Annotated in this window: 17 protein-coding genes and 1 pseudogene; 8 read left to right on the top strand and 10 right to left on the bottom strand. The window is 62.6% G+C overall.

Translation table 11 applies throughout. From position 1 onward, the window contains the following. Positions 1–58: 58 nt before the first annotated feature. Positions 59–1564 carry a cardiolipin synthase gene (cls, locus tag HAHE_RS09615; RefSeq protein WP_338690540.1) on the bottom strand — a complete coding sequence of 502 codons (1506 nt, stop codon included), beginning with the start codon at positions 1562–1564 and terminating at the stop codon, positions 59–61. Positions 1565–1627: 63 nt separating this feature from the next. Beyond that, positions 1628–3169, bottom strand: coding sequence for an arylsulfatase (locus tag HAHE_RS09610; protein WP_338690538.1), 1542 nt, complete (start codon positions 3167–3169; stop codon positions 1628–1630). 197 nt (positions 3170–3366) lie between these two features. On the opposite strand from HAHE_RS09610, the gene HAHE_RS09605 reads away from it, so the two are divergent. Beyond that, entirely contained in the window at positions 3367–6648 is a 3282-nt protein-coding gene (locus HAHE_RS09605; protein WP_338690536.1) for a polysaccharide lyase family 8 super-sandwich domain-containing protein, read from the top strand. A gap of 131 nt (positions 6649–6779) precedes the next feature. Here HAHE_RS09605 and HAHE_RS09600 read toward each other — a convergent pair whose 3' ends face one another. After that, positions 6780–6938 carry a hypothetical protein gene (locus tag HAHE_RS09600; RefSeq protein WP_338690534.1) on the bottom strand — a complete coding sequence of 53 codons (159 nt, stop codon included), beginning with the start codon at positions 6936–6938 and terminating at the stop codon, positions 6780–6782. Here HAHE_RS09600 and HAHE_RS09595 point away from each other — a divergent pair. Further along, the gene (locus HAHE_RS09595; protein ID WP_338690532.1) at positions 6927–7559 is read left to right on the top strand and encodes an RluA family pseudouridine synthase; all 633 of its coding nucleotides are present in this window, start codon (positions 6927–6929) and stop codon (positions 7557–7559) included. The two genes, HAHE_RS09600 and HAHE_RS09595, sit on opposite strands and share 12 nt — an antisense overlap. Before the next feature lie 51 nt (positions 7560–7610). Beyond that, on the top strand, positions 7611–8876 hold the full coding sequence (locus HAHE_RS09590; RefSeq protein ID WP_338690530.1) for a PQQ-binding-like beta-propeller repeat protein: 1266 nt from the start codon (positions 7611–7613) through the stop codon (positions 8874–8876). Between the two features lie 18 nt (positions 8877–8894). Here HAHE_RS09590 and HAHE_RS09585 read toward each other — a convergent pair whose 3' ends face one another. After that, on the bottom strand, positions 8895–9653 hold the full coding sequence (locus HAHE_RS09585; RefSeq protein ID WP_338690528.1) for a hypothetical protein: 759 nt from the start codon (positions 9651–9653) through the stop codon (positions 8895–8897). Between the two features lie 75 nt (positions 9654–9728). Then, a complete protein-coding gene (locus tag HAHE_RS09580; RefSeq protein ID WP_338690527.1) occupies positions 9729–11186 on the bottom strand; it encodes an arylsulfatase in 1458 nt (485 codons plus the stop codon). A 92-nt stretch (positions 11187–11278) separates the two neighbouring features. Here HAHE_RS09580 and HAHE_RS09575 point away from each other — a divergent pair, with 92 nt between their 5' ends. Together HAHE_RS09575 and HAHE_RS09570 are read left to right on the top strand one after the other, a co-directional pair. Further along, positions 11279–12538: a PQQ-binding-like beta-propeller repeat protein gene (locus HAHE_RS09575; RefSeq protein ID WP_338690526.1), complete on the top strand. Its 1260-nt coding sequence runs from the start codon at positions 11279–11281 to the stop codon at positions 12536–12538. Between the two features lie 44 nt (positions 12539–12582). Further along, positions 12583–12954: a DUF2809 domain-containing protein gene (locus tag HAHE_RS09570; RefSeq protein WP_338690525.1), complete on the top strand. Its 372-nt coding sequence runs from the start codon at positions 12583–12585 to the stop codon at positions 12952–12954. Positions 12955–12960: 6 nt separating this feature from the next. Here HAHE_RS09570 and HAHE_RS09565 read toward each other — a convergent pair whose 3' ends face one another. Both HAHE_RS09565 and HAHE_RS09560 read right to left on the bottom strand, forming a co-directional pair. After that, a complete protein-coding gene (locus HAHE_RS09565; RefSeq protein ID WP_338690523.1) occupies positions 12961–13344 on the bottom strand; it encodes a hypothetical protein in 384 nt (127 codons plus the stop codon). A gap of 104 nt (positions 13345–13448) precedes the next feature. Beyond that, positions 13449–13616: a hypothetical protein gene (locus HAHE_RS09560; protein WP_338690521.1), complete on the bottom strand. Its 168-nt coding sequence runs from the start codon at positions 13614–13616 to the stop codon at positions 13449–13451. 225 nt (positions 13617–13841) lie between these two features. Here HAHE_RS09560 and HAHE_RS21740 point away from each other — a divergent pair. After that, positions 13842–14651, top strand: a pseudogene (locus tag HAHE_RS21740) (IS5 family transposase); the annotation flags it as partial. Positions 14652–14757: 106 nt separating this feature from the next. Here the strand turns inward: HAHE_RS21740 and HAHE_RS21735 are convergent. Together HAHE_RS21735 and HAHE_RS09545 are read right to left on the bottom strand one after the other, a co-directional pair. Then, the gene (locus tag HAHE_RS21735; RefSeq protein ID WP_425511001.1) at positions 14758–14940 is read right to left on the bottom strand and encodes a phage terminase large subunit family protein; all 183 of its coding nucleotides are present in this window, start codon (positions 14938–14940) and stop codon (positions 14758–14760) included. 668 nt (positions 14941–15608) lie between these two features. Further along, positions 15609–16739, bottom strand: coding sequence for a DUF4832 domain-containing protein (locus tag HAHE_RS09545; protein ID WP_338690519.1), 1131 nt, complete (start codon positions 16737–16739; stop codon positions 15609–15611). Positions 16740–17040: 301 nt separating this feature from the next. On the opposite strand from HAHE_RS09545, the gene HAHE_RS09540 reads away from it, so the two are divergent. Further along, positions 17041–17328, top strand: a complete 288-nt coding sequence (locus HAHE_RS09540; RefSeq protein ID WP_338690517.1) for a hypothetical protein — start codon at positions 17041–17043, stop codon at positions 17326–17328. Positions 17329–17339: 11 nt separating this feature from the next. Here HAHE_RS09540 and HAHE_RS09535 read toward each other — a convergent pair whose 3' ends face one another. After that, positions 17340–18221, bottom strand: a complete 882-nt coding sequence (locus tag HAHE_RS09535; protein ID WP_338690515.1) for a universal stress protein — start codon at positions 18219–18221, stop codon at positions 17340–17342. 164 nt (positions 18222–18385) lie between these two features. On the opposite strand from HAHE_RS09535, the gene HAHE_RS09530 reads away from it, so the two are divergent. Beyond that, positions 18386–18994 carry a PEP-CTERM sorting domain-containing protein gene (locus HAHE_RS09530; RefSeq protein ID WP_338690513.1) on the top strand — a complete coding sequence of 203 codons (609 nt, stop codon included), beginning with the start codon at positions 18386–18388 and terminating at the stop codon, positions 18992–18994. Positions 18995–19016 lie beyond the last annotated feature (22 nt).

Genomic DNA, 19016 nt, shown 5'->3' with positions numbered 1-19016 from the left:
AATCCCTGCCACCTAGCCGAAGATCCCCTCCAGCGACAAGCCGGAACGGGGCACGAAGTCACTGCACCGGTGCCGCCAGCCGCGAGACGCGGGTCCAGAATTGGAACCAGTCGCTCTTCTTCTCCAGTTCGCCATCGGCAACGAGCCGCGCGTTGGAGAAGTCTTCCTCCAGCATCGCCGCGACCTCGCTGGTGAATGCCTCGTCCTCGACTCCCATCGTGATCTCGAAGTTGAGACGGAACGAACGGTTGTCGAAGTTCGCCGTGCCGATCGTGCAGTAGCGGTCGTCCATCAGCGTCACCTTGTGATGCATGAAGCCCTTGGTGTAGCGATACACCTCGATCCCGACGTCCTGAAGCTCCGGAACAAAGGACCACGCGGAGAGATCGACCATCGTGCTGTCCGACTCGTCGGGGACGAGGATCTTCACGTCCACTCCACGCAATGCGGCGAGTTGCAGCGCACTGATGAACTGCTGGTCGGGCACGAAGTACGGGCTCGCGATCCATAGCCGCTCCTCGGCGTTGTTGATCAGGTTGAGGAAGAACAGTGTGCAGGTTTCCAGCGGGTCGACCGGACCCGTCGGCAGGCAGAGAACACCCTTCTTCGCACCGCTCTTCGCGGGCCGCGGCTCCCAATCGAGCCCTTCGAGGATCTCCTTCGCGGCCCAGTGCCAGTCTTCGGCAAAGGCGACTTGCACGCATTGCACCGAGGGTCCTTCCACCCGCATATGGGTGTCGCGCCAGTAGCCGACCTCGGGGTCGAGCCCCTTGTACTCGTCACCCACATTCAGACCTCCGACCCATGCCTCCCGGCCGTCGACCACGACGATCTTCCTATGGTTGCGGAAGTTCACCTGGAAGCGGTTGGCCTTGCCTTGGGTCGTGTTGAAGGGGCTGACCAGGACGCCCGCATCGGTCAGCGAGGCGAGGTATTCCTCGGACATGTCACTGCCAAGCTCGTCGTAAAGAAGGAGGCATCGCACACCCGCTTCGGCACGCTCGACGAGCGCGTCGCGGAGCTCGCGGCCGACGCCGTCGTCGTGGATGATGTAGAACTGCACGAGCACGTACTTCTCGGCCCGCTTGATCCCCTCGAGGATCGATTCGAAGACCGCATCGCCATCGACCAGCAACTCGGCATCGTTGCCGCCGGTTGCCGGCAGCATCGCGAGCTCTTCGGAAACAAACGGATCGCGGGCCGGGCCCTGCCAGACGAGGTCCTTTTCCTCCAGCTTGCCCTCGAAGTCGTCCCAGTACTCGGTCAACACCTCCCGGTGATCGCGCCGGGCATTGACGTACCCATTGAAGTCGGAGCGACCGAACACCCAGTAGGCAGGCACCGCGACGTAGGGCATCGTGTTGAGCGAAATCGCCCACGCAACCGCACCCTGCGCGGTGCGGGTCTCCATGATCGCCTTCACCGATGTCAGCGCACCGAGGATGTGGGCAATCACGATGATCGCAGTGACCCACTTCCGCCGCCGCCTGCGACGCGGCTTCGCTTGTTCCGAGTCCTGCGATTCGTGGCCCGACAGTTTTTCCGGATGATCCTCGGCAGTCATCCGGAAACTAGGGCGTATCACCACCGATGCCGTCGAGGCTAAAGCGTCGACTTCGCCTCGCAGTTATCCGTCCTTGGGACCGAAGCGTACCACTTTGACGTCATTCGGCTGCCTCGGTCCGGGCGTGCTGCGGCCGTTGGAAATGATCGCCTCGAACGCGATCCTCATCTCCGAGACACGGGCCGGTTCCTGATCCGCGAGGTTGTTCTTTTCCCCCAGATCTTCAGCGAGGTTGTAAAGTTGGACGCCCTTCTTCGCCCCGCCTCCGGTCCACCCGCCGGACCCGGAACCGGGGATGAATTTCCATGATCCCGTGCGGAACGACGGCAGTCCACGGATCGAGGCACTGACCGAGGTCGTGCGAACGGGTTCGTCACTGCCCTTCAGGAGCGGTACGAGGCTGAAGCTGTCCTCGCCCTCATCGTGTCCGAGCTCGGCGCCGATGGCATCGGCAAAGGTCGCCATCAGATCCGCTTGGTGGACCAGCTGTCCCGAGACACCGCCGGCCTTCGCGACACCGGGCCAGCGAACGATGAACGGAACACGATGTCCACCTTCCCAAGTGTCCGACTTGTAGCCGCGGAGCGGCCCGCTGGCGAAGTGCCCCTTCTTCTCCATCTCCGCTGTGCCGATGTAGTGGGCGCAGCCGTTGTCACTCGTGAAGACGACCAGCGTGTTGTCCGTGACGCCGGCATCATCGAGTGCCTTCAGCACGCGGCCCACGACCGCGTCGGTCTCCATGACGAGATCGGCATAGGCACCGAGGCCGCTCTTGCCCTTCCATTCGTCGTTCACCGAAAGCGGCGTGTGCGGTGACGTCAGAGGCAGGTAGATCAGGAATGGTTCCGGCGTCTTCGCCTCGCGCTCGATGAACTCGACCGCGCGATCACCCAGCGCCGGCAGGATCGGCTCAAGCATCCAGCCTTCGAGCGCAGGACCCTGGGTGCTGGCCTGGTTGGGACGAAACAACGCATCGCTTCCGAACTCGGTCGGAATGCCAACCGTGCGGTCATTTTCGATGAAACAGTAGGGTGGCCAGTTCGGGACATCGGTGCCGAAGTACTCGTCGAAGCCGACCGCGGTCGGTCCGCCACCGATCGGCTTCGAGAATGTCTCCTTCCACACGGCCCGGTGGGCGTCGGTCGCCTTCGCACCCTTCTTCGGCCCGCTGAAAAGACTCTTCTTCCCCTCGGGGATCGGCCAGTTCCAGCCAAGGTGCCACTTGCCGATGCAGGCGGTGCGGTATCCGTGCTTCTTGGCCAAACCTCCGATCGTAAGGCGGCTGGGCGAAATGAGAGGAGCCGCCCAATGGTTGACGATCCCCTTCTGCAGCCGGCTGCGCCAGTGGTAGCGGCCGGTCAGCAGGGTGTAGCGCGACGGCGAACAGACCCCCGACGACGAGTGCCCGTCCGTGAAACGGATCCCCTGTGCGGCGAGCGCATCGATGTGGGGTGTGTCGATTTTCCCGCGCTCCGGGTTGTAGCAGCCGACATCGCCGTAGCCGAGATCATCGGCATAGATCACGAGGATGTTCGGCTTCTGCTCGGCGGCGTGGGAGAGTCCGACTGCAAGGGTGAAGAGCGTGACAAGGTGAGTAAATCGCATGGGAAATCGACAGGGATCAGGCGGGCGACTACGCGGATCCGGTCCCTGATGTTTCCGGATCGGTCGTCCACCCGAGCGGGCCATCCCTCGCCCATCCGATCAAGAAAACTCACCTTCCGGATTGATTCCTGCATCTGAAAGCATACCCGGGCCCGAGCCGTTCCTTGGCCCGACCGGCCATCCCGATCTCACAACCCATGCTTTTCCGACGTCTTCTCAGTGTTTCCTTCTGCGCGGCCTTGATCTCCTGCGGCGAGGAAAGCCCGCAGCCCGAGCCCCACGAAGCGACCACCGAAGCTCCCTCGAGGCCCGGCATTCTGATCAATGGCGGCTGGGCCGAAGGTGAGATCGAGGTCCAGCCCGGCAGCTACCTCAGAATCGAGGCGACCACCGCATCGTCCGGACGCGACCTGAGCCTCCGTGATCCCGACACCGGGGTGCTGTGGTACTCGGGGCCGGCCGAACAGCTCGACCTTGGCAGCTTCGCGCTGAGGAAGCGGTTCACTCGCTTGGCGGCGACCTTATCGGAGAGCAGCGCGGGTGACCCGGCCGTGGAGCAGGAATTCACGATCCGTTTCCCCGACGGCAGCGACGCGCTTTATCCGGGGCTGATCTACGAATTCGAGCGGCGCGACGGCGAAGCGTTCGACCTGAAGGAGCCCGTCAAGTTCGGCGGCAAGGCAAGCTGGCCGGACGGCTACACCGCCAATGGCTATCCGGCGTTCCGGACCGGCGAGTCGGTCCACACCCCGCCACTCGATGACGTCACGCGTCCGTGGTGGGAGAAGCCGTCGTACCTTTGCGGACTGCTACCTTCGCTCTCGATCGCGAAAGACCGCGCCGCGATCATCGAGAGCCGCGGAATCCATAACTACCCCTTCAACGATCTCTCGCCGGGCTTCCGCGTCTACGCGCGGATTGCGGGAGAATTGCTCATCGAGGAACCCGGCACGCACGAGTTCCGGCTCGACTGCAATCTGCCCGGCCGCTGGGCCGTTGGAGCCAGCGCCTCGGAGGTCGCTATGCCCCTCAAGCTAGAGGCCGGGAAAGCTGGCACGATTCCCATCGAGGTGCTGCTCGCCAATACCGAAGAGCAGCCGCACCTCGCATCGCGCCTGATGTGGAAGCCGCCCGGCTCGGAAACGTTCGTGCCCTTCCCCGAGTCCCGTCTCGCCCACCGGGTCGATTCCGTTCGGGAGGCGGCCCTCGCATCGGTCACCGACGGGCTCGCCCACCGTGCGGCGAAGATCCATCCATCGGCGAACGACACGGAAGCGGCGGCAATCATCGATGCGGTTCTGGCCGAAGGCGCGGACCTCAACCCTTACGTCGGTGATGCCCCGACCTTCATCAAACACAGCAACCTACTGGTTGCCGCCTTCCTCAAAGGCAAGTCGCTTGCAGGAGACCCACGTGCCGCCCGCGCGGCTTTCGCATTGATCGGCGCGAGGTCCGAATTCCTGCGATCCCATCCCGATCAGCTCAAGGTCGCCGGTTTCGGCAAGACCGACGGGCGGATGATGCGGCACTTCGAGTCGTTGCGCGGATTCCTTTCGCTCTGCGACACGGTGCCCGACCTCCAATTGGAAGCATTGCAGGCGCGATCCGAGCTCGCCCAATACGCGGTCGCCACCTGCCTCTCGCGCTCGTTCTTTTCCGAGGCCCATCACGGCGCCAACGACGGTTACGGCGACAATGACAACCTCATCGTGAACTTCTGGCGCGCCGCGCGCTCGCTCGACGATCCCCACGCATGGGACACCGCGGCCTGCCTGATGGACAGCCACTTCCGCTACGCCGCCGGCCGGGCCGAGGGCCTGTCGAGCGACGGCATGTTCATCTTCCACAATGCCAACGGCCGCCACATCCATATGCACGGCTACGGCCGCGACTGGTACTCGCGCATCGCCAACGGCGCGAGGTTCGGGTCGCCATGGGGTTACACCCGCGAGCAGTACCGACGGCTCACCCGCTACCTGCTCGCGTTCGAGTGGTTCTTTTACCAAGGTACGGACCCGTGGGTCACCAACGGCCGTCACAACGACCACAAGGGAAACGTTTGGGAGCTCACGCAACTCGCCAACCGGCTGACCAACCTTCCGGAGGGCGCCATCTACGACGAAGACCGTAGCTCGCTGAAGGCCATGCACGCGCGGATCCACGCCAAGGCCGCGAACACGATCACCGGGCATCGTTTCTTCTGGCGAAACCTGTTGACCGTCCACCGCCGCGACGACTACCAGATCGACCTGAAGATGATCTCGCCGATGGCCGGACCGATCGAGTCGTTCGCCGGGCACTTCCCGTGGAACATGTCCTTCGCCGACGGCGTGACCACCTTCATGCGGACGGGCAAGGAATTCACTGGCATCCACCGCAACGCGCCGAACTCCGCCTACGGCCAGATTCGCAAGCTCGCCGACAACCCGTCGCTGTGGCGCTACCGGTCGCTGCCGGGAACGACGCACCTCGACGACGAACTTCACGCGCCCGACCGCTACCGCGCCGGCGGCGGATCGACCGCGGGTGGCGTGACCGACGGCGAACTCGGCCACGCGGCTTTCCACTACGTCAACAAGAACACCGGCGGCAATTGCCGGAAGATGCATGTGTTCACCGACGACGGCATGCTGATGCTGATCCACTCGATCACCACCAGCCGTGGCGGTGAGATTCCGGATGGCGTGACGACCCGCACCAACCTCAACCAGTGCGACTGGAACGGGGATGTCACGGTCATCGCCCAGGACGGAACGACCACGACCCATGCCGGGGACGGACCGGAGGCAAACGTCTCGTTGCCGCTCGACCAACGTTACTGGGTCCTGCATTCGGGGATCGGCTACCTGATTTTGCCGACCGGCAACGAGGCGGGCAGCGGCAAGGCGGGCTCGCTCAACCTGCAGCTCACCCGCCGTGATCCTTTCACTCCGATCCCTGGATTCGCGATGAATGAAGAAACACGGGAAGCGATCTCCAACAGCCCGGCAAAGGACCGCAAGGCACCCGTCTTCCATCTGTCGATCGATCACGGACCGCATCCGAAAGACGCATCGGCCAGCTACTTCGTCTGCATGCGCGGCGACGCGGCCGACGCGAAGACTTGGCTCTCATCGCCACCGGTCGAGATCCTCGCCAACCGCGCGGAGTTGCAAGCCGCCCGCGACCCGCGCGACGGCACCTCCCATGCGTTTTTCCGCGAAGCGGGTGAACTGAAGGATCCCGACGGAGTCTTGCTTTTCCGGACTCCCACGCCACTCAGCGTGATGTGGCGGCCCGCCACTTCCTCGGTCACGCTGCAGGATCCGATCGCCGCATGCACCGCGGACACAGACAAGATGATCGACACGGCCGAGGTCGTTCTCGGCTCCGGGCTGGCCGACATTGATGCCGAAACCCGCGTCGCGATTCCGCTCCGCGGCACCAACGATCCCGACGACCGTTTCCGCGGCATGCCTGCCACGCACAAGGTCGAGTAATACGATTCTCCCAAACGATTCCGACTCTGTTTGATTCACCGCCAAGTCGCCAAGGGCGCCAAGCTAAACACTATCGCTTTCCTTAGCGCCCTTGGCGACTTGGCGGTTCCATCCATTGTCATCGGAATAAATCAGATCACTCTCAGGAGTTCGTACAACTCGATGAGCGGTTCCGGGATTGGAAGCTTCGGGAATTCGGGCAAGGCTCGGACATCGACGCGCCCCTGACCATCCTTCACCAGGACGAGTTCCTCATCGCCATCGACAAACCGGCCGGCATGCTGGTGCATCCGGGCCGCGATCCGGAACCTCCGGAACAGATCGTCATGAAGCGACTGCGCGACCAGCTCGGGCGCCGCGTGTATCCCGTTCACCGCCTCGATCGCCCGACCTCCGGCGTGCTCTTGCTCGCACTCGACAAGAAGACCGCCGCCGCTGCCCAGCAAGCCTTCGAGACGCGCCGGGTCGAGAAGCGTTACCATGCGGTCGTGGTGGGTGAGGTTCCCGACCACTGGGAGTGCGAGACGCCATTGCGAAGGAACCCGGAGGACGACCTCCTGCCTGCCCGAACGTCGTTCCGCCGGCTCACGGTGCGTGAGCGGGGTTCCTTTTCCAGCGACCCCGAGTTGATGCTCTCTCTGATCGAGGCGATCCCTGCAACCGGGCGGTTCCACCAGATCCGCCGTCATCTGTTGGATCGCGGACAGTCGATCGTCGGCGACTACCGCTACGCCGGCATCGAGACCAGCGACCGCCTCGGCGCCACCCTCGGCACCGGCACCCGCATGCTGTTGCAGGCGAAGTGTCTGGAACTGACGCATCCCCGCACCGGCGAACCGCTGCGGATCGAGGCTCCGGTCGATCCGGAGTTCGCGAAGTGTTTCCCAGCTCTGCAGACGAGCGGCATGTGAAACCGACCGGCTCCGGTTGCGCGGGCCGGTGCCCCGTGCTTCGATGCGAGCATGAGAAAAGGTCAATCATCGCTCTGCCGGCTTGCCGCGGGGCTTTCGCTCCTGAGTCCACTCTGCCTGGCGGAAGACACCTCGTGGACCGGATGGCGGGGCGATGACCGGAGCGCGCGATTGCCGGATTTCAAGGTGCCGGACCCTTGGCCTGATTCGCCGGAGAGCGTCTGGACGACCGAGGTCGGCACGGGCTACTCGACGCCCCTGATCATCGACGACCGGGTCTTTCAGCACGCCCGCAAAGGTGCCGACGAGGTGCTGTGGTGCCTGGATCGGGACACCGGAAAGCCGGTCTGGCGCAAGTCGTGGCCCGTGCGTTTCACTCCCGGACGCGGTGGTGAGCGTCATGGTCCGGGACCGAAGTCGACGCCCTCGTTTGCCGATGGTCGCGTCTTCACCCTGAGCATCGACGGCACCCTCCGGGCTTGGTCGGCGGCCGATGGCAAACCGCTCTGGAAACGCGACTTTCGCGAGCACTTCGACGAGGCGCATCCCTACTGGGGCACCGCAACGTCACCCATCGTCGATGGTGACCGGCTGTTCGCCCACACCGGCAGCTGCGAGGATGGGGCGCTGTTCTGCCTCGACCCGAAAACCGGCAAGGACCTCTGGGTCCGGACCGAAGAGGCGAATTGCTACTCGTCGCCCCTCGTCGAGACCATCGATGGCGTCCGGCAGTTGGTGGAGTTCAATCACGACGGCTTGTGCGGGATCGACGTTTCGACTGGCGAGTTGCTCTGGAAACACAACTTCCCGCATCGCGGAAACAACCAGAACACGCCAACTCCCATCCGTTTTGAGAACACCTTCATCGTCGGCGGTGAGAACCGCGGGATGTTCGCGATCCGGGTGAGCAGGACGGACGATGCGTGGTCGGCGGAAGAAGTTTGGCAACATCGCGACACCTCGCTCGACATGAGCAGCCCGGTCCTCGGCAACGGGCAGGTCTTTGGATTCTCCCACTTCAAGACCGGTCAAATGTTCAGTCTCGATCCGGAGAGCGGGGAGGTCATCTGGCTCGGTGACCCGCGCGCTGGCGAGAACGGCCAGTTCCTCGCGATTCCCGGGCATGTGCTGGCCCTGACGGATGACGGCCGGCTCCGGATCTTGAAAAACGGCGACCCGAAGCAGAAGCCTTCGGTCGTCCGAACCTACCGGCTTGCCGATGGGGACACCTGGACGGCCCCGGCATTGGTCGGGCGCGATCTGCTCATCAAAGCCGGTGAGAAGCTCACGCTCTGGCGTTTCCCCTCAGGTCTGTAGGATCCGCCGAGAGCAGCTTCAGTCCTCGTCCTCGGCCCGCTCTTCCTCGCGCTCCTCTTCCTCCTTGAGCCGATCGAGGAAGTTCTCGGGGTAGCTCTCCTCAAGGAACTGCTCGCCGCCGACGCTGAGCCGCACGACCAGACCGATCACCGTTTCCCGCTTGTAGGTCCGCGGCTGGTTGCCGCCGGTCTGGGAGCTGTCCTCGCAGGGCACCGTGTCGGTCTCGAAAGTGGTCGAGCCCTTGGCTTCGAGGAGACGGATGTTGGTCTCTCCCTCGATCTCCTCGGTGGTCGTTTCGGAGCCCTCCTTGTCGCGGGTGCTGACCCGCTTGTAGATCGTGTAGTTGACGGCGATGTCGGAAATGTCGCGCTGGGCGTAGCTCTCCAGCTCGCAGCTGTAGCTGATCTCGTCCTTCTGCATCTTCTTGGTGACCGGACTCTTGTTCTTGTTCCCGCCACCTCCGCCGGACTTCGTCACCTTGCGATCGATCCGCTCGGTGTTCTTGTCGATCTCGAGTTTGAAATCCATCGGATCGAGCTTGTTCTTGTTCTTCTCCCACCACTCCTTGACGAAGGTCTGGTCGGCCTCGGAAAGGCTCGTGAGCGGCACCTTGGCGATGCTCCGGTTGGCGAGTTGGAGAACCGCCGCGCCATCGCGCACCGCGACCAGTTCGGCCTCGACCGTCTGGCCTTCGGTGTTGGTGAAGGTCCGCGGTTCGGCCATCGAGAATGATGCGCCGAGAAGCAGGACCAGGAAGCTGGAGAGGAAGTGCTTCATATCATCAGGATGCTGATTTTTTCGAAATCCGCAATTCGGAAACCCGGTGACGGAAATACGCGATGCCCGAGCAGCTTATGGCGTCGAACGTTTCGCGCTACGGTAGCGATCCAGAAGTTCCTTCAACTCGCGCACCTTTTCGGGCCGCTCATCCGCCAGATCCCGCTTTTCGGATGGGTCTTCCGCGAGATTGAAAAGCTGGAACGCGCCGTCGGGCTTCAGCCTGAAATAGTCGAGTTCCACCCATTCGCCTGACTCAGGATCCCGGGTCGGCTGATAGGTCTTCACATCCATTTTCCCGTCGGCTTTCCGCGGGTAGTCGCCGTCGCCGCTGCCCTCGATCAGCTTCCAGTCGCCCTTGCGGATGGCGAACTGTCCCGCCACCGAGTGATGCACGGTGGCCTCGCGGATCGGTTGATCGGACGCCTCGCCCAACAATAGCGGACCGAGGTCATAGCTATCCTCGCCAGCATCGTCCGGAGTCTCCTGACCGAGCATCGAGGCGAAGGTGGCGAAGAAGTCGGTCAGGCACACGGTTTCATCGGTCTCCGTTCCCGCCTTCACCTGCCCCGGCCAGCGCACGATCAGCGGAACCCGGTGCCCGCCTTCGTAAATCGTCCGCTTGGTTCCCCGCCAAGGACCGTTGCACTCGTGGCCGTTGAGGCTCGGATGCGGCCGGCCTCCGTTGTCGCTCGTCAGGACCACCATTGTCTTGTCGGTGAGCCCGTTGCGGTCGAGCGCGTCGAGCAACTGGCCGACCGCCCAATCGAACTCGACCGTGAACTCGCCATAGATCCCCGCCTTTGTCTTGCCCTCGAAGCGTTTGTTCGGAGTGAGCGGGAAATGGATGTTGGTCGTCGGGTAGTAGAGAAAGAATCGCTCGTCCTTGTGCCGGTCGATGAACTTGACCGCCTCGTTCGAAAGTTCGATCGCGGTGTCCTCCAGCTTGCGTACCGTGTCCTTCATCGCCTCCTTGCCTCGGTACCCGAGGCCTGGCTCAAGCCCGACGATACTCCGATCGCGGACGTAGACCTGCAGTGGCTTCGAACTGTTGTGGCTGAATGGCACTCCGAAGAACGAATCGAATCCGACTTCGAGCGGACCGGGCTTCGGCTCCGCGCCGAAGTCGGGGTTCAGCTCCGTTCCCCAGCCGAGGTGCCATTTGCCGATGCAGCCCGTCGTGTAGCCGGCCTTCTGGAACACCTTCCCCATCGTCAGGCGGTCCGGGTCGATGAGCAGCGGATGGTTCTCCTGCAGCACCCAGTTCTTCAACCAGCTCCGCCACGCGTAGCGGCCGGTCAGTACCGAGTAGCGGGTCGGCGTGCAGACGGCCGAGGGCGAATGCGCGTCGGTGAATCGCATCCCTTCGCGCGCCAGGCGGTCGCAGGCCGGCGTCTTGAAATGGGTCGCGCCGTAACAGGACAGATCGCCGTAGCCGAGGTCATCGGCCATGATGAACACCACATTCGGGCGCTCGGTCGCGAGGACAGCCGAAACCATCGCCACGCCGATCAGAAGAGCTGGGAACCGCATGGCCGTTTCCTACGGACCCGACGGCTCTCCTCATCCAATCTTCACCGAAATCGCCTCGACAATCCCGGCCTCCGACGCGCGTATGGAGGGGAATGATCCGGTATCCCTTTTGCCTCGTGGCCCTGCTCGCGACCCACGTCGCCGCAGCCGAATGGACGAACTGGCGCGGCCCGAATGGCCACGGTGCCCAGCCGGACTCGGATCCGCCCGCCAAGGTGTCGCCCACCGACAACGTGCTGTGGAAAGCGCCGCTGCCGGGCCGGGGTTGCTCGACGCCGATTGTGCACAAGGACCGCATCTACCTGACCTGCGACATCGGCGGGAAAGACGGGGTCCTTGCTTACGACATGGCTGGCAAGGAAGTCTGGAGGCATACCTTCGGCGAGGTCGCGGGGGTCCGTCACAAGAATGCGGGCAGCGGCTGCAACCCGTCGGCCATCACCGATGGCGAGCATGTGTTCGTCTACTTCAAGTCGGGCACCCTGGCGGGATTGACGACGGATGGAGAGGAAGTCTGGAAACGCAACCTGCACGACGACTACTCCGCGGACGGCTTGAAGTGGGACCTAGGCACCTCACCGATCTTCGCTGGCGGACATGTGGTGGTCGCGCTGATGCACAACAACAACCCGTCGTTCCTCCTCGCTTTTGACAAGGCAACCGGCAAGGAGGTGTGGAAAACGCCTCGCGATTACCCGGCTCCAGCCGAAGCTCAGGACGCCTACACGACTCCATTCGTCGCAGAGATCGACGGCCGGGAAACGATCGTCACGTGGGGCTGCGACCACCTGACCGGCCACGATGCCACAACCGGCAAGGAACTGTGGAAGCACGGGGATTTCAATCCGCGCCAGCAAGGCAACTGGCGGGTCATCGCATCCGCGGCCGCAACCAACGGCATCGCCGTCGTCCCCTTCGGCCGCGGAGACTTCCTCGCCGGAGTGAAGATGGGCGGCGAGGGTGACACCACCGCCACCCACCGGCTTTGGACACGCGAAGGCATCGGTAGCGACTCGTCGACGCCGGCCGCCGCAGATGGAAAGTTCTACGTGCTCACCGACAAGGGCCGGAACCGAGGCACCGTCACTTGCATCGATGCCGAGACCGGCAAGAACCGCTGGGAATCGGAACTGCCGAGAAGTGCCGCGATCTACTACGCGTCGCCCGTCATCGCCGGAGACAAACTCTATGCCGGCCGCTCCGACGGAACCCTGTTCTGCGGCACGATCACCGGCAAGGGCCTCAACAACGTTGTCCAGAACGACCTTGGCGAAACCCTGATCGCATCTCCCGTCGCGATCGGCAAGAAGCTGCTGGTCCGGACGCACGATCATCTATGGTGCTTCCAGTAGATCGAAGCGGACCACCGCGATCCCGGATCCTCTGCGGCGGGCTGGTGATCGCGATCATCGCGCTCGGCCTGGCTTCTCGTTCGATCGACGCACAACCCGCCTTTGTCCGTCAACATGCCGGCGACGCGTTGTGGGCAGCGATGATCTACTGGGGTTTCGCATTCCTGTTTCCGCGCGTAGCCGTCCGCTGGATCGCCATCGCGGCCGGCTCCTTCTGTCTCGCGATCGAGCTCAGCCAACTCAGCTCGCACCCGTTTCTCGTCGATGCCCGCTCCACCCGCATCGGCGCGCTCATCCTTGGCCACGGCTTCCTCTGGATCGACCTTCTCCGCTACGCCGCCGGCATCGGACTCGCGGCGATGCTGGATTTCTCCGTGCGAGCTCGAATCAAGCCGGAACCGGCGACGGCCGTCTAGACGCTTTCAGGACTCCACCTCCCCGATGAACTTTTTCGGGTTGATCACGATCGGTGCGCCGGCGGGGTCTTTCATCAGGCACTGCATCGGGGACTTCCGGATGATCTCCGCGCCCATTTCTCCGGCTCGCGCGCAATAGGAGTCGTATTCGTCGTCGGGGACTTCGAAATACAGCACCCACCCGTGCGGCCAATCCTTGAAGACCCGCTCCTCGACAATTCCGAAGACACTCTCTCCTTCCTTGTCGTTGAGACAGTAGGAGGTCAGTCCGTTGCCTTCGTCCACCGCCTCCTGCTCAAAGCCGAAAAGATCCGAATAGAAATCCGACACCCCCTTGGTGTCCGAAACGATCTGGTCGATCCAACGGATCTGCAGCGAACCTAGTTTCATACTTTCAGGAACAACGCTACGAACCCGTCAAGGAAGCAACAAGCGCGCAGGACCTCCGCGCCGCGTTTCGGAGTGTCCACTTTGGCTGGGGCATTTCGCCTCAGCTAGCCCTGATCCTTGAGGAGCCGACGGGCGACCGCGAAAAGGACCAGCGAGATTCCGACGAAGACCACCCCGAATGCCACGGATTGCTTGGTCCCGAAGAAGCTCGTGACCAGATGCGAACCCTTCGAGCCGATGCCGCCGGACATCACAATGAATTGCGGCTTCACGATCGTAAGCACTCCGAACAGCAGAAACGCCAATCCAGCCGCTGAAAACGCCAAGACTCCGCTCCAGTTCCCCGATCCCCGTGGCATCTCCTCTTGCTACTTCGATCTTCCGTTGGTTGTGGCAAGCGCTCCGAAACTCTCTTCCCACGGTGAGACGATAGCTATCCTCCGCCGAAAGGCGCTAGGATCTGTTCACGAATTAAATCTGTACTTTTCCTGAAGCGTTTGTTTCAAGCTTCGGATGCCAGCTGGACATCCTCGAAGCATGATCACCGACGAGATTTGGGAGCAGATTGAAAGTGCTCTGACCAAGGCGAAGCATTCGCGTGCGGGAGCTCCACCGGCCATGAGTGATCGCGAATTCATGGAGGCGGTTCTTTATCTGAACCGGACAGGTTGCCCGTGGCGCGATCTACCTCCTGAACTGGGCTATTGGCATGCCGTCTACATGCGTTTCCGGCGGTGGCAGGAGCGTGGTGTGTGGAAGCGCCTTTGGCAGGAAATGCAAGGCGGGCACTTTGCCGGAGCTCGTGAACTGATGATGGACTCCACCACAGTCCGAGCTCATCAGCATGCGGCCGGAGCGCCAAAAAAAACTCTTCCGATCAGGCTCTCGGACGCTCTCGAGGGGGATTGAGCACCAAGATTCACGCAGCAACCATTGATGAGAACTGTAGCGTGGCGCTGCATCTTACCCCTGGCCAGGCCCATGATGGCAGGCAGTTCGAGACACTCTTCGAAAGCCTCCAGCCGGAGAACGTTCTGGAAGCAGCCATGCTCGACAAGGGTTACGACGCCAATCGCATCCGCGAGCGCCTGAACTTCGAGGGCATTGAAGCGGTGATCCCGCCGATCAACTCAAGGGCAGGCGTCATCCGGTATGACCGGAATCGCTACCGCCGCCGAAACCGGGTCGAACGGTTCTTCAACAAGATCAAACACTTCCGACGCATTGCCACGCGCTACGACAAGCTTTCTCAGACCTTTTTCTCTGCGGTCTATCTGGTAGCGGCATTCATCATCGCACGCAATTCGTGAACAGATCCTAGTCCGAATCTCCCCGAGCGCTCGGCGACACCTGCTTCCTCGCCTCGCCGTTCATCCATCTTCTAGCGTCCAGTCAGCTCGGATAGACCAACCCTCAACCATCGGACCGCTCGACGACAGCGTCGCGAAGACAACCGCAGTTCGGGCATGCCATGATGGTTGCCGAGACACTTGCAGTTGCCGTTTTCTTGTAGCGGATGCCTCCGGCTTCCCACAGCGGCTGGGTCGCCCCGCAAGCCCCGCAGCGAACCTGCCACCGGTTGGTTTCCGACCTCATCCTCTCGACCATCGGCGCTGGAAGGATCGCAGTGATCGTTCGTTGGAGCAGCTTCATCGTCTCTTCACACCCCGACTGCAGGGCGGTCCACTGTGGACAATCGACACTCCAATAGCACTTCGAATCTTCATATGACTCTGGATGCGGCAGGTCCGCAGGCCGCTACCGGATCTCACATCCATGGCCTGTCCTTGGCACGATTCAGCCGATTTCGAACGACCTTTGGAACCACCATCGAGATCTTCCCTTCCTCGAAATCGACCCAGTCAACCTTCGGACCTTCACGCTTGGAGCAGCGCTCACACCATGGAATTCGGAACCGAAGCCGTAGAACCGGCGCCTGACGGGTTGAAGTTTCGTTGAGCAATCCCAGCAGACCGTTCGCTACAAAGTTGAGTGCCCCGACGATCGCGTTCACAAGGTTTCCGAAGAACGCGCCCACTCCCAAGGCGGTCGCTCGCCGAACCGACACCCGCTGCCCGGTGTCGGTGCCACAACAGAAGCAAATGTCGGGCAACTTCCGACCCTCCGAAAGGGTGATTCGAGTCTTGCTTCGATCCGCACCGAACCCCCTTGGCGACTTGCCACAGGCCGGGCAGTCACCCGCTTCCGTGAGGACCACGGTGGCGTAGCAGTGTGGGCATTCCTCGCGCTTCATGACCGCTTGTTCAGGACTGAACGACGAGCCACTCCATTCCCTGCTGCTTGTTGGCAAAGCGCAGAGGCCTACCACCTTTCATTGGGTTCGGGATACGGATCCGCAACCTGCCGCTTTTCGCCATCTCCAATGACCAGACCCGGGGTTGGCCCGGAAGGACATCGGTCAGTCTCCAGTTGGTCGTCCGGACTTCCCCCTCGACCTCCACTTCGACCGGCCAGTCGTAGTAGAAGGGAGCAACGCCGCGGTTCTCGACGGTCAGCGACATGACTCCATCCGCCCACTTCGCCTCCGCAACATGGAGTTCGTAGCCAAGCCGTGCGGTTTCGGTGAGTGCCGTCCGCTTGCGCTCCTCATCCATCGGAAAGCGCGCGTCGAACAGTCCCGAATCCATAAGCCAGGTCACATGCATCGCCTCGACGCACTCGACAAACCCCTGATCCCGCGGATGGCGGTCCGAGGTGAAACTGCGGCTCCACAGCTCCGGCCGGATCTCACCCCCGATCGGTTGGTGTTTCCATTTGCCTCCGGCATTCGTGGCTTCCAACAACCCTTCGAAGCACCACGAGTCGTTCGGCCCGCCGGTCTTGAGCGTGGTCCAAGCGAATGAGTCATCGTGGTAACCGAACGGTCGGTCATGGTTGTCGGAATACCTCTCCGACTCCGGGCCGGCCGGATACCGTAAGAGAACCTTGGTGGCTTTGAAGGCACCGGCGTAGGCGTCCATGACCTCGCGTTGGGTCCTCTTCGATGCCCAGAGCTCGGGTCGCGGGTAGGTATGCCACTCTCCCCACGAACCCAGCAGCCCCGCGGTGATGTACCCGATGTCGGGATTTCCGTCGTACTTCGCACCCATCGCTTTGATGAATGCCTCCAGCGCGTCGCGGAACCGCCCGTCCTCATAGTCGGGCGTGTGGTGTGTGATCCTGCCTCCTTCGCTAGTCCAATCCGTCACCGCGAGACCCGCATCGATCAGGTATTCGGGCACTGCCGATGCCTTTCCCGGATACTCGGCATACACGCGAAAGATCAACTGGTTCCGCCGCTTCTTCACGTCCCGAAGCACCGCGTCGATCGGCGTCCAGTCGAACTCGTCCGGCCCCTTCATCAGCTCATCCAGCGCGAAGTAGGAAAACTCCATGCTGTGCGGGAACCGGTCCCTTCCCGTAGCCGAGGCATAGGGCACCATTCCTCGCAAGGGGTTGTCGAGGGGGGCTGGTGCATACTCCATTGTTGCCGCCGATCCGACGCCCCCTACGACCAAGACAGCGGGGCCGATCAACGACGCGAGGATGGACAGCTGAGTTTGCAACAGAGGGTAGACCGGGCTCCTGTGATCGTCACAGCTTGAGTTGTGGTTCACAAGTACGGACCCCGAAGCGCGAAGCCTCGCGCCCCCTTCTTCCTCGCCTCGCCGTCCATCCTTCCTCTAGCGTGAAGGCATGAAGTGGCTCATCCTTCTTGGAGTTTTCGGTCTGACTGCCTGCGACCCGGTCGTCCCGCCGGCCCAAACCACGGCCTCGATGGAGCCGGCTCCGTCCGAATGGAATGCATGGGCGGCATGGGTCGAGGAGCAGCGGCCGGTCGGCGACGGACAAGGGCACGGACCCGATGTCGGCTCGGACGAATGGGCGATGGCGATCGACCGGAATCTCGGCATTTCCTCCGACGGACACGGCCCCGACCTGAAGTCGGCCGAGTGGCGGATGGCAGTCGAGAGCAAGCTGTAAGCCATCACCGGTCAGTCGCGCACAGCCATCACGGAAACGCTGGAATCGTGCAGCAGGCGCTCGGCATTGGTTCCGAGGAAAAGGCTCGCGAGTTTCGATCGGCCATGGGTTCCGAGCAATACCAAGTCAGCCTTGCCGTCCTGGATATGATGGGTCAGCGCGACTGAGGGCACCTTGGACTCGATGACGACCGTGCGGTGGGAAATACCGGCCAGATCATCCGCGAACGGAGCGAGGACCGCTGACATCTGCTGGTCGATCTCCTCCTTGCAAGTCTCCGCGTAGGTCGTGGTCGACTCGTCGTCGTCGAGGATGTCATCCCAGAAATCATCGGAAGGCGGATACATGACATGCACCACTTCAAGCTCGGCACCATCGGCCTTGGCCAATTCCACGCCCCGGGCGAGAGCGCGGGAGGCCGCGGGAGCGAAATCCATGCAGACGATCAGCTTGGAGAACTTCGCGTCCTGCCAATCGCGCATGACGAGCACGTCACACGGCGAGGTCCTCACGCAGCGGGCCGCGATCGAACCCAGCCGCTTCTTGGTCAGGTCGTTGGCCGCGATGACCAGCGTCGATGCCTGATGCTCCTCAACTGCAAGGTTGAGTTCATCGGCGGGGCGTCCGCTCCGGACCTCCGCCACGACGTTGGAATCGGGCAGCTCTCGATCCACAAATTCCTGAAGTTTGGTGCGAGCCTGATCCAGAAGCAACTCGGTCTCCGGATTGGCGGCCCCGCTTGCCGCCCGCCGGGCGAGGATGCCGGCGTCGAGCACGTAGACCGCGAACACCGGAGAGCCCGCGGCCTTGGCAATATGGGCAGCGTGGCGGAGCAGCGCGGCTGAGGGAGCGGAAAAGTCGATTCCAACGACAAGTGCGGGGGCGGTGTTCATGGTTGCCTAACCCTCGGCCAGAATTGGTCAGCGGAAAAGCCGGAAAGCTGTTCGGCCGACCTCGAGTTCACTCCATCCGCAACTCAGGCGACCGGGGCTTGGCAACGTCCGTCGCACGGCCCCATGCTGACCGGGTGAGAGGTATGTACATCGCGATCGCTAGCATGGCCGGCGCCCTATCGACCGCCCATGCCGTGGTGCTCTTCCAGCTTGAGACTTTCGACAGCCCGACGAATTGGACCAGCGGCGCGCAGAACCCGAGCCCGCCGGTGATCACCTTCAACACCGGACCGACTGGCACCGGCGACTCGTCTCTCCAGATCACCTCCAGTCCGGGAAGCGGCCCGGGAAGCCGGTTGATCGCCTACAATGAAGTCGATTGGGCCGGCGACTATCTGGGGGCCGGCATCCACGCCCTGACGATGGACCTGCGCAACCAGTCATCGATCAGTTCCTACATCCGGGTCGCGGTCAACGGCCCCGGCGGCTGGTTCGTCACCCCAGCTCAGGAGCTCGGAAGGTTCAGCACGTGGACGTCGGCCAGCTTCGACCTGACACCCGGCAGCCTGATCGATGTCGGGGGCAGCGATGCCGCCGCGACTTTGGGGAACGTCACTGAAATCCGGATCCTTCACAGCACCACCGACAGCTTCCGGGGTGAAACCGGGCTCCGGACGCTCCGGGTCGACAACATTCAGGCAGTCCCGGAGCCATCCGTGGGGCTGTTGGCCCTCGGAGCGGCCCTGTTTTCATTCAGACGAAGAAAAGATTAGTTTGTCCTTAAGATTTTTTTGA

This window comes from Haloferula helveola, assembly GCF_037076345.1.
Classification (GTDB): domain Bacteria; phylum Verrucomicrobiota; class Verrucomicrobiia; order Verrucomicrobiales; family Akkermansiaceae; genus Haloferula; species Haloferula helveola.
The sequence above is the reverse complement of the archived record's forward strand: the minus strand, read 5'-3'. Positions and strand labels throughout refer to the sequence as shown.

Coding starts and splice junctions, on each gene's coding strand:
- HAHE_RS09595 (WP_338690532.1), top strand. CDS start 6,927: ATGCTGGTGCATCCGGGCCGCGATCCGGAACCTCCGGAACAGATCGTC.
- HAHE_RS09575 (WP_338690526.1), top strand. CDS start 11,279: ATGATCCGGTATCCCTTTTGCCTCGTGGCCCTGCTCGCGACCCACGTC.
- HAHE_RS21735 (WP_425511001.1), bottom strand. CDS start 14,940: ATGAGGTCGGAAACCAACCGGTGGCAGGTTCGCTGCGGGGCTTGCGGG.
- HAHE_RS09565 (WP_338690523.1), bottom strand. CDS start 13,344: ATGAAACTAGGTTCGCTGCAGATCCGTTGGATCGACCAGATCGTTTCG.
- HAHE_RS09580 (WP_338690527.1), bottom strand. CDS start 11,186: ATGCGGTTCCCAGCTCTTCTGATCGGCGTGGCGATGGTTTCGGCTGTC.
- HAHE_RS09540 (WP_338690517.1), top strand. CDS start 17,041: ATGAAGTGGCTCATCCTTCTTGGAGTTTTCGGTCTGACTGCCTGCGAC.
- HAHE_RS09545 (WP_338690519.1), bottom strand. CDS start 16,739: ATGGAGTTTTCCTACTTCGCGCTGGATGAGCTGATGAAGGGGCCGGAC.
- HAHE_RS09585 (WP_338690528.1), bottom strand. CDS start 9,653: ATGAAGCACTTCCTCTCCAGCTTCCTGGTCCTGCTTCTCGGCGCATCA.
- cls (WP_338690540.1), bottom strand. CDS start 1,564: ATGACTGCCGAGGATCATCCGGAAAAACTGTCGGGCCACGAATCGCAG.
- HAHE_RS09605 (WP_338690536.1), top strand. CDS start 3,367: ATGCTTTTCCGACGTCTTCTCAGTGTTTCCTTCTGCGCGGCCTTGATC.
- HAHE_RS09535 (WP_338690515.1), bottom strand. CDS start 18,221: ATGAACACCGCCCCCGCACTTGTCGTTGGAATCGACTTTTCCGCTCCC.
- HAHE_RS09610 (WP_338690538.1), bottom strand. CDS start 3,169: ATGCGATTTACTCACCTTGTCACGCTCTTCACCCTTGCAGTCGGACTC.
- HAHE_RS09530 (WP_338690513.1), top strand. CDS start 18,386: ATGGCCGGCGCCCTATCGACCGCCCATGCCGTGGTGCTCTTCCAGCTT.
- HAHE_RS09590 (WP_338690530.1), top strand. CDS start 7,611: ATGAGAAAAGGTCAATCATCGCTCTGCCGGCTTGCCGCGGGGCTTTCG.
- HAHE_RS09600 (WP_338690534.1), bottom strand. CDS start 6,938: ATGCACCAGCATGCCGGCCGGTTTGTCGATGGCGATGAGGAACTCGTC.